8 protein-coding genes and 1 pseudogene are annotated in these 10,233 nt (G+C 62.3%); 7 read left to right on the top strand and 2 right to left on the bottom strand.

Translation table 11 applies throughout. The annotated features are described in order from the left end of the window. Window positions 1-1,690: 1,690 nt before the first annotated feature. On the bottom strand, window positions 1,691-1,930 hold the full coding sequence (locus MKK82_RS28720; RefSeq protein ID WP_243987607.1) for a helix-turn-helix transcriptional regulator: 240 nt from the start codon (window positions 1,928-1,930) through the stop codon (window positions 1,691-1,693). 105 nt (window positions 1,931-2,035) lie between these two features. Between MKK82_RS28720 and MKK82_RS28715 the strand changes: the two genes are divergently transcribed. The 6 genes from MKK82_RS28715 to MKK82_RS28690 all read left to right on the top strand — a co-directional run bounded on the left by MKK82_RS28715 (window position 2,036) and on the right by MKK82_RS28690 (window position 8,573). Then, window positions 2,036-2,326 carry a hypothetical protein gene (locus MKK82_RS28715; protein WP_243987605.1) on the top strand — a complete coding sequence of 97 codons (291 nt, stop codon included), beginning with the start codon at window positions 2,036-2,038 and terminating at the stop codon, window positions 2,324-2,326. 12 nt (window positions 2,327-2,338) lie between these two features. Continuing rightward, on the top strand, window positions 2,339-2,743 hold the full coding sequence (locus tag MKK82_RS28710) for a hypothetical protein (protein ID WP_243987603.1): 405 nt from the start codon (window positions 2,339-2,341) through the stop codon (window positions 2,741-2,743). Between the two features lie 85 nt (window positions 2,744-2,828). Beyond that, window positions 2,829-3,110, top strand: a complete 282-nt coding sequence (locus MKK82_RS28705; protein ID WP_243987602.1) for a hypothetical protein — start codon at window positions 2,829-2,831, stop codon at window positions 3,108-3,110. Window positions 3,111-3,286: 176 nt separating this feature from the next. Further along, window positions 3,287-4,720 (top strand): hypothetical protein, encoded by a 1,434-nt coding sequence (locus MKK82_RS28700; protein ID WP_243987601.1) that lies wholly within the window; start codon window positions 3,287-3,289, stop codon window positions 4,718-4,720. Between the two features lie 85 nt (window positions 4,721-4,805). After that, window positions 4,806-5,213, top strand: a complete 408-nt coding sequence (locus MKK82_RS28695) for a hypothetical protein (protein ID WP_243987600.1) — start codon at window positions 4,806-4,808, stop codon at window positions 5,211-5,213. 168 nt (window positions 5,214-5,381) lie between these two features. Further along, a complete protein-coding gene (locus MKK82_RS28690) occupies window positions 5,382-8,573 on the top strand; it encodes a type ISP restriction/modification enzyme (protein WP_243987599.1) in 3,192 nt (1,063 codons plus the stop codon). 217 nt (window positions 8,574-8,790) lie between these two features. Here MKK82_RS28690 and MKK82_RS28685 read toward each other — a convergent pair whose 3' ends face one another. Continuing rightward, complete coding sequence (locus MKK82_RS28685; protein ID WP_243987598.1) at window positions 8,791-9,432, bottom strand: hypothetical protein; 642 nt, start codon at window positions 9,430-9,432, stop codon at window positions 8,791-8,793. A 396-nt stretch (window positions 9,433-9,828) separates the two neighbouring features. Here MKK82_RS28685 and MKK82_RS28680 point away from each other — a divergent pair. Beyond that, window positions 9,829-10,233, top strand: a pseudogene (locus tag MKK82_RS28680) (helix-turn-helix domain-containing protein); the annotation flags it as partial.

The following is a 10,233-nucleotide window of genomic DNA, read 5'->3' as shown; positions in this document are numbered from 1 at the left end:
GCGAAGTGTCGATCTATTTCGGCCACAACGCGCAGCAGACGCTTGCGAAAGATCTCGTCTGGTTCCGGGTTGCTCATGGTCTCAGCGCCGCGAGTACCCCGCCCGCGAGGAGCCCCGCAGCGAGAACCATGAAGGAAGCATGTTCGAAGCCAGCCTGACTGCTCCGATGCCTATCCCTTCCGCTCGCGAAACCGGAACCCGGCCCCGCCGCCGTTCTCGGGGATAAACTTCACGCCGGCGGTCACTAAAGCAGATCAATATAATCTATGTTGTAAATCAGGGGAACAATATTCGGCCATCAAAAATATTTAACGATCGATAAAGGCGCGCGGCCTGGGCTGATCCCTGTCTACATAGCCATGAAAAAGGTCGGCTGTATCAGCGATGGGTGCACCGGATGTGGACTGATTTCGACGAGCCGCTGCGCACGATATTCGCTGAGACCGCGGCCGCACGGGAGAGGGCACGCTCGAAGAAGCGCCGCAAAAAGTCACGCTCCAAACGCGGGTCTGCCGGGGTGCCCCATGCTACCAATGACAAGGCGACGCCCGAAAAGCCTACCTTGGATACAACTGGCAGTCAGCTCACCGCATCCGCGGTGCAGCCGGATCCCGTGTTGTCGGTTCTAGAAGCCTGCCACGAAGGACAGCTGGAAGCGCTGCAAGCATCGACTCCGCATGTCGCGTCCTGTATTGGCGCGCTGGATAGCCAAGTGGCACAGGCCCGCCTGTCTCAAACCGAACACGACGAAACTTCAGAGGCTCATACCTTTGCCGTATTGACTGAAGATGCCGCGCTCTTAGGTCCGGAAAAGTTTGGTGGGGTGCCAGTCGCCACGTCAGCGCCATCCGTGCTTTGCGCCATTGAGCTGAAGTCTCTGGAAAGATCTCCTCGTCATGGTGCGTTCCGACGAGGCGGCTTGGCTGTCATAGGATTTGTCAGCCTCCTGAGTGCGCTGTGGCTACACAATCCAATCTCTCACCTAGAAGCTGAGGGCCCGGGTACGATCGATCAAGCACCTATCGCCGTCCGCGTGTGGACGGATCCACCGCCGCTGGAGCAGGTTCGAAGCGCTGCCGAGATCTCTCCAATCGCTCCTCAGCCTAAGCAGCATGTCGTCGCTGCTCCTACGGGCTTAGCTGTCGTTCAGGAGACCCAAACAGAGGTATCGCCCCACACCGATATTCCCGAAGATAACCGATTAGTCGAGGCAACTTCCGTCCCTACGGTTCTCGTACCCCAAGAGGTTGTGCAATCTGCTTCTGTTGCCTCGGTGCCTCTACCACCACGTCGTCCTGTGTCGCTCATAATCCGGCATATACCGGTTGCACATCTGGTCGCTCCTACGGCGACGGTGTCGACCAATGCCCCGGCTGAGCAGGCGGTTGAGCAAACACAGCCTCCCGAGCCTTATATGAGCTTCTCAGCTCGTAAACACGAGATTGGGACTCATAAGCTAGCCTGGGGAATGGCGCGCCTTCATGAAGATCCAAACAGCGACAGCAGTCGCGGTGCTGTGTGGGACTTCGTACCGAGTGAGCCGTAATCCAGCGGCAGGTCGCGCATCGGTTACCGCGATCACAGCTATGCCTTGTCTTTGCGGCCCCCACGAAGAAGCGCAATAGACCCTTCAGATCGGCACCCTGCGAAACCTCAGCCTTGGTGGCATCATCAGGAGCGGCCTCGACGGTCACGCGTCGCCTCGCAGACGAACACCAGGACGGCCATGGTTCAGGAACTCGACACCAGCCGCCTCTAGCGCGGTCTGGACCCGGCGGACCACATCGGCGCCGCTCGTGATCTCGGCGGGCCCCTTCGCTTCCATTTTGCGGATCGTATTGACGTGGAGGTCCGCCCGCTCGGCGAGATCGGCCTGCTCAACGCCGGACAGGGCGCGTGCGGCTTTGAGCTGATTGCCCGTCACCAGCATTGATGTTTGCCACACACATTTAGAAGTTGACGGTACACACCGACACGGCTATGTGTATGAAACACACGTCAGGGTTCGCCGCATACATAGTCGGGGCGCTGGCAAATGTCCAACCGTACTGTCTCTTGGACCCGCATCGACCGCGCCGGCCAGGACGCCCGCGCCAAGATCCCCGCTGGCCTGCTCGGCGCCCGCGCCTTGGTTCAGCTCGGCGCCCGCACCCGCCCTCTCGTCGTCGCTGGCCGCTACGACCGCGCCGCCATCATGGCCGCCGCCTGCAAGGCTGCCACTGGCATTCAGGAGCGCTGCGGCGTCTCCCGCGCCGAGGCCATGTCGTCTGCCCTCAAAGCCACTTGGCAGGTCGCCAAGGCCGCCCACCGCGCCGCCGCTCACTAACGCCCCGCACCCATGGCCCGCAAGCAGCCCGATCCGATTTTCGCCGCCATCGCCACCCACCGCGAGGCACACGGGGAATTCCACGCCGAGGCGCATTACCTCTGGGCGAAGCGTCGCCTGTCGTACCACGCGGCCGAATTGGTCGCCGTGCGGAAGACCTACGAGGCCGCTACCGAGAAGTTGGTTCTGACCGAGGCGCGGACGCTGGCCGGCGTGCAGGCTTTCGCGGCGTACCTCGCCAACCTGCAATGCTGCGGCACCAGCGATGTCGCTCCTGGCCTCTACGCCATTGAGGCTTGGGATCTGTCCGCCGGCATGGACCGGATCGCCGAATGCCTCGCGCGCCTTGCGGCTGCGAAGCCCGTCCGCCGTCGCACGGCCACCAATGCCGCCGAGCCGCTGCCCATAGCGGCCTGACGCCCGCGCCGCCCTGATCGGGGCGAAAAAACAGTCACCCCCCAGCACCGACCCTCTGCCACGAGCCCCACCAGGAGCGCGAACGATGTCCTATGCCCGCGTCCCAAATTTCAGCCAGCCCGTCCCGGTTCGCAGCACCAGTGCCCGCACCGGCCGCCGTCAGATCCCGCTGGATCGTCGCTACCGCAACCTGCCCGACGAGACCCAGCCCGGCACGATCGAGCCCTGGCAGGCCGTGGCACCCATCCGGCCCGACACCGCGCACAGCCGGTCCCTGCGCTTCCTCGACGTGGCTGGCGAGCTGCTGGCCGCCATCGCCATCATCGGCGGCGGCATGGTGCTGACCAGCCTCGCCTCGCTCCTCTGACCCGCCCCGCAACCGAGCGGGCCGGCTGCCCGCGTCCCTCATCCGAGGATCCCGCGATGTCCTTCCGTGCCTCCCTCAAGAACCTGATCCGCCGCGATCCCGCTGCCAGCCTGCGCGAGCGCGCCGCCGACCTACGCGCCAGCATCCCCGCGCCGAGGCCGCCGGCTGAGGCTGCCTTGCCCACCCACGCCGAGGAGGTCGCGCAAGCGGGTCTCACCGGCGACGTGCTGGCCGTCAGCGGCATCGATCACCGCGACGGCACGGTCTCCTATGCCGACGCCACGGGGAAGGTCTCGCGCCGCCCTATGGGGCGCTGGGTCGCCTTCAACGCCTTTCAGATGCACAGCCATGTGCAGTCCGAGATCGGCCGCCGTCGCGTCTATGAGGCTAACCGCCTTCCGGACGACGAGCGCGAGGCTTGGGAAGCCAAGATCCGGCGCGAGTTGCGCGCCGACGCGGTGTCCACGCTCACGCTCTACCCCGAGCGCGCATTTCGGGTTGAGCAGGACCGCCGCAGCGGCGCTGAGCCCACGACGGCCGCGGGCCGCGCCGAGACAGACGCCATGCTGCTGGCGCTCGCTCCGGAATGGGAGACGGCACAGGACGCCTACGCCGCAGCCATCCAGCGGCAGATTATGGTCTCGGACGCAGCCGCCAATATCGAGCCGCAGCCATCGCGCGACCGCCCGCACGAGGAGTGGCTGCGCCTTGTCCAGGGCTGGCACGAGCGGACCGGGATCGAGGAGGTCGAGGCCGCTTCCGGTGAAGCCCTAGACGTACTCTGCGAGATCGAGAACCGCATCGCCGCACTGCCGGCCGCCTCGCTTGCGGGGCTGCGCCTCAAGGCTCGTGTTGCAGAGCGGAACGATGAGGTCGCATGGCCGGATGAACTCGGCACCGGCTTGGTTCGGGACCTGCTGGCGTTCACGGCCGGATCCGACGTCGACTGGAACGCCCCGCCGCCCGGCTTCATGGCCTCCCCGGCCATTGAGCCCATGAATTTCGCTCGGATCCCCCAAGGTCTCAAGATTGAGCTGGAGCGCCTGCACGGCGTCGCCCTGGCCGAGTTCGAGCGCCGGATGGCCAGCCTGCGCGAAGGCCAGGGCGACAGGCTCGAGCGAGAGGCCGCGATCCATGCGGAGCTGTTCCCCGCCCCGCTAACCGCCGCGATCGATCCGGACAGCGCTGGTGCGCAGGTTCTGGCGGCAGAGGCTGATTTGCGACCCGCCCCGAACCTCGTCGACATGCTCGACCTCGCGTCGGCCTCCCTGGACGACCTGCAGGCGGTTCGGGACATAGCCGAACGCATCGGCGCTGTAGCCTACGCTCATGCGTGGGGGCCTCGCTGTCGAGATCGGACGCACCCCTCGGGCGCCCCCGACTTCAACGCCGCCGGCAAGCTGGTGCAGTGGATCGGCGACGCTCTGACCGACGTAGAAGGCGCGGCCGAGAAGGAAGCCCGACGGCGCGTGCCGGACAACCGGGAAGACCGTGAGACCCGGCTGTCGATGCTGGCCGTCAGCGTCATCGACAACGGCGACCCTGAGGCCATCGAAGAACTCGCCTGCGAACTGCTCGCTCACGCCAAAGTCGAACGGGGCGAGGGCTGATCAGGCCGCCTTCTGTCGCCGTGCGTACCGTCCCGGCCGGATCAAGCCGGGCCTTCCCCTTCATCGCGACCCGAGACCTGACACCATGGGCAACGTGCTCACCTTCACCCCGCGTCCGAAACCAGCCGCTCCGCAGATCCTGGAGCCGCTGGCCGGGGCCGCCCTCCGCGCCAGCCTGGAGGAGGCGGCACAGACCGCCCTCGACGCCGCAGACCGCATCATCGCGGTTCTGGACCGCATGGACGGCGATACCGACGTCGAGGACGGCGCGGACGCTGAGCCGTCACTGGCCGCGCCGGAGAACGTCGCCGGCTCGCAGGTCGTCTACATGCGCGGCAGCGACCGGGACGGCGAGACCGAGGCGCCCGAGACCGTTCTGCCGGAGGTGACGGCCGAGCCGCAGCCGGTGGCCGAGATCCTGCCTTGGCGCGGTCGCGGCAACGTCATCGCGGCGGCCGGCACGATGCTTCTCGACCTGCTGGAGCGGGCCTGATGCCAAGGTCCGCTAAGGGTGGGGAGCGGAAGTTGGCTTGATGCCCGCAAGCAGCCGTTCGGCCTTGCGCTTATGCTGGTCATTCGAGAAGGTAGGCCACCGCCCTTGCGCAGCGACCTGAGCAGTGGATAAGCCGGCTGACAATTTTCGCAGCCGGGGCGCAGCTGGATGGATATCGCTGGATATCTGGAGACGATCCGTGGGCTTCATGCGAGCGGTCAGACGACTGAGCATAGCTTCCGCCCTGCCCTGTCGAAGCTTTTCCTGGCAATCGACGACAAGCTGACCGTCATCAACGAGCCACGGCGGGTGGCGGTCGGTGCCCCCGACTTTGTATTTATACGAAACGAGATCTCTATTGGATGGTGCGAGGCGAAGGATCTCGGCAAAAATATACAAGTATTTAAGTCAGGTGATTACAGCAAATCCCAGAAGGAACGCTACCGGAAGGGCCTCCCTAATCTCATCTATACCAATGGACTAGATTTCGAGTTTCTTCGCAACGGCGATCCGGTGGCTTTCATCACCATCGCTGACCTAGCGAAGGGGTTGCCGTCGCGGGCAGAGAACTTCGAACTTCTCAAGCGGATGCTAAAGGATTTCGCTCAGGCTACGCCGACGACGATCCGAACTGCAGAGTCACTCGCCGAGATGATGGCCGGAAAGGCGGTACTGATAAAAGATATTATGGCGCAGGCACTTGTCATCGATCGGAAAGACAAAGCTCATACGGAGCTAAATGGTCAGTATGAAGCCTTCAAACAAAATTTAATACACAACATTACTGAGGTTGATTTCGCTGATCTTTATGCAGAGACGATTGCCTACGGCCTGTTCGCCGGCAGGCTCCATGACACATCTTTGAAAACTTTCACCCGTGTCGAAGCCTTGGAGCTTCTGCCGCGGTCAAATCCATTCCTGCGATCCTTGTTCGGTTACATCGCAGGGGTCGACCTGGACGATCGTATTCGCTGGGTTATCGACGAGCTATGCGAAGTTTTCCGCGCCGCCGACGTACGCGACATTCTGAAGGATTTCGGCAAGCTGTCAGGCCGGAGCGACCCGTTCCTGCACTTCTATGAGACCTTCCTGGCTGCTTATAACCCTAAGAAGCGCCAGTCACGCGGCGTCTGGTACACACCGGAGCCGGTCGTCAACTTCATCGTTCGCGCAATGGACGCCGTCCTGAAGAGCGAGTTCGGTCTGATGGATGGCTTGGCTGACACCAGTAAGATCGTGATTGACTGGGACACCGGGCAGACCGACCGGCGGGGCAAGCCGGTCACGAACCGGAAAGAAGTCCACCGCGTCCAGATCCTCGATCCTGCGACTGGCACCGGCACCTTCCTCGCCGAGGTGGTAAAGCTCGTCGCCGGTCGCGTCCAAGGCGTCGCGCCAGGGCAATGGTCGCGCTACGTCGAGCAGGACTTGGTGCCACGGCTACACGGTTTCGAGTTGCTCATGGCTTCTTACGCGATGTGCCACATGAAGCTCGACATGGTGCTGACGGAGCTTGGCTATAAGCCTTCCGCCAAGCCGCCGCGGCTCGGCGTGTATCTCACTAACTCCTTGGAGGAGGGCGAGCGTGTAGAGCAAACTCTGTTCGCGCAGTGGCTCGCCAACGAGGCCAAGCTAGCCAACGACGTGAAGCGCCAAACGCCGATCATGTGCGTCCTTGGCAACCCACCCTATGCAGGCCATTCGTCGAACAAAGGCGATTGGATTAATGGCCTCATGGCTGATTACAAAGTTAGTCCGGAGCTTAGGAGGCCAGCTCAGGCCAAATGGCTGTCGGATGACTATGTGAAGTTCATCCGCTTCGCTGAGCACATGATCGAGAAGAACAACGAGGGCATCCTTGGCTTCATCACAAACCACGGTTACCTCGATAATCCGACTTTCCTCGACATGCGACATCACCTGCGGCAGACGTTCGACTCAATATTTGTTTTGGACCTACATGGGAACGCCAAGAAGAAGGAAGTCAGCCCAGACGGCTCACCCGACAAGAACGTCTTCGATATCCGCCAGGGCGTCTCAATTATCATCGCTGTGAAACGCAAAAGTGTTGACAAAAAGAAGTCTCTTGCAACGGTCCAGCATGCCGAATACTGGGGCTCCCGCAATTCGAAGTATGACCGGCTATGGGTGGACACTTTGGAGACGTTGGAGACCACCGACGTCTCTACAAATCCGACGCCGTGGAGGTTCAAGCCTCGCGACAAGGCTAAGGAGTCCGCCTACCTTGCCGGCTTCGCGGTCGCAGACCTGTTCTCCGTGAATGGACGGCCTGCTCCAGGCATCGTCACGACCCAGGACGAGTTCGCCATTTCGTGGACCGCCGACGAGGCCGCGGCGAAGGTAGCACAGCTTCTTGCCTCTGAAACGAAGGCTGATGCCGACAGGCTCTTCCGGCTCTGCTCGACGACGCAGTGGAACTACGCGGCCGCCAAGAAGGCGCTAGCCACCGGAGATTGGCGTGACGAGGTCACGGCGATCTCCTATCGGCCTCTCGATGACCGGGTCACGATCTACAATCCCCACGTCGCGGTGCACCGGCGTGACAGGGTGATGCGGCACTTCTTCGGGCGCCACAACATCGGATTGACGACCGCGCGTAGCAACAAGAACCCCGAGCCTGATCACTTTTTCATCACGGACAAGATCTCGGAGACCAAATTCTCGGAAAGTTCGACGCAATCGGTCTCTTTCCCGCTCTACCTGTTCCCCGAGGAGGAAGATCTCGACCAGTCGATCCGGGTCAATTTTGAGCCGAAGCTGTATGCTAAGATCCGCAAGGCCGCCGGGTTGACGAAGCCGCTGGTGGCGCCGAAGGGGACGAAGGCGTTCCGCAGCGCAACCGGCGAAGCACGGCCCGACGAGATCAAGGTGTTCGATTACATCTACGGCGCGCTGCATTCGCCAGCCTATCGCTCGAACTACGGGATGTTCTTGAAAGAAGGATACCCGCGCGTTCCGTTCCCCGTGGACGCCGCCGAATTCAAGCACTTCAGCGAGCAAGGCGAGGCGTTGCGGCGTATCCACCTGATGGAAGTGTCGGCAATCGGGGACACACCGTTTCCGTTCGAAGGTGACGGCGACGGCATCGTGGTGAAGCCCAAATTTGAAGGCGGTAAGATTTGGATAAATCAAGATCAATACTTTGGCGAGGTCCCGGAGGTTGCATGGGATTTTCCCCTGGCGGGGTATCAGCCGGCACAGCATTGGCTGAAGCATCGCCGGGGATGCGAACTCAAATGGCAGGATATTAGGCAGTATCAGCGCGTTTTAAAAGTCTTGATAGAGACGGACCGGCTAATGAAACGTGTCGATAGAGACGAGGACGACGACCAGGACTGATTGCAGGCCATCAAGGCACGCCCCCACGGTCGAAGTCGACGGACGTGCCAGAAAGCAGCCTTTACGAGGGGCCGAGAAGGGTCGGAAGCGGACGGCGCCGAGCTGCCGCGGCTCGCCCGTCGCCGGCTGGCCTGCCACGAGGCGATCAGCGCCATGCTCGGCATCCCAGAGCCGCCGCACGTCGCTATCGTGCGGGCCACGCTGCAGCCGCCCGCGTTCAGGCATCATCAGGACGCCGGATCCCTACCTGACCTACCGTTGGGACGGTGATGGATACGGCTTCCCGCCCAAGCAGGTCCTCTAAACTTTCCTGCTCAAGCTCAGCAGTGAGCACGTCCGCAAGCTGATCGAAGGCGGCTTCAATCCATTGATCGGCTTCACTGATGAGAAGCTGCAAGTTACCATAGTTTCCAACGTCGAAGATGCCGAACTGCAATGTGTTGGCAAATACGCCCTCGACCTTAAACGGCTTTCCTCCGCCGTTGATAGCTGCGCAAGGTATTGCTTGACCATAAGCATTTTCGTCGTGTTCAAGGTGTTTATTTCTTAGATGCTTAAAATGCCAGAACGCCATCATTTTTACAGCGTCGTTCCCATATATTGGTTCGGGCTGTAGCTTTGTACTCCTGGCCGATCCACCTGTGAAGCACTTGATGTAGGTAGTGATAGCAGATCTCCAAAGAGCATCGTTGACGGCTTCTGGATTGTCTGATTTCATATTGTCGAGATACAATTTTGCATTTCGTAAATCAAACCGATGCGCCGCGTAATGAGCAAGTTGCTTTGCTTTTTTCCCAGCCAATCGGATCAGTTTCACCGCATCTGGGTACCCGTCGATATGAAGGGCCCCGTCTCGCATGCTGATCTGTCCCGGCTGCACGTGAATGCCTCGCCCTGTTAGGCCGCGAACACGGCCATGAGTGATCGTAGCTGCCGCCGCTGCGCGGGCCAGATCCAAAAACCGGTGACGTTGACTTAACCGTGCGCGCCGGCCGACATGGACCGTTCCGGCCCGGCCGCCTCTGGCGAGTCGCGGCCACCATCAGGAGAGCAGCAGCCGCGGATCTGAGACCCTGAAAAGCCAAAGGCCCCACCCCTGGCAGGGCGAGGCCTTCGAAAACCTGGGGCTTGTGAGCCCGGAGTCGCTTCCCCTCACAAGCCATAGCTCCCCCTCGGGAGTCAAGACGGAACCCGTTTCCGTCAACGGGGAGGCTTTGCCTGGACCCTAGCCGCGGCCCGTGAGGGACCGGGTTCGATGAACTATGCCGATGAGATCCGCCGACAGGTGGAGGCGGCCCCGCGCGCCGCGTTGCCGGCCGTCACGGCTGCGCTGTGGCGTGCCTACGGGGACGGGAAGGTCACGGAGGCCGAGGCCGAAGCGCTATCCGGCCTGATTGAGGCACGAACGGACGCCTCCGCGATGAGGCGGCTTTCTCCGGCTGCACCGACCAGTTCTAACCCAAGCGGTATCTCCCCCACTCAGGATCGCGCAGGATCGCCCAGGAGGGCCGTCGGCTCGCGCCCGCGCACGGATGCCTCGATGGAGCGCCGCCGCCGCTGGGCCGCCTCTGGACGGCTCCCGCCGGGGCTCGCGGCCCGGTTCACGCTGGCCGAGCAGGCGGTCCTCGCCCTAGTGGCAGCCGAGACTGCGCGCCGGAAG

Origin of the sequence: Methylobacterium sp. E-046, from assembly GCF_022829625.1 — a bacterium.
Lineage (GTDB): Bacteria > Pseudomonadota > Alphaproteobacteria > Rhizobiales > Beijerinckiaceae > Methylobacterium > Methylobacterium longum.
This window is presented reverse-complemented; position numbering and strand designations above follow the sequence as displayed.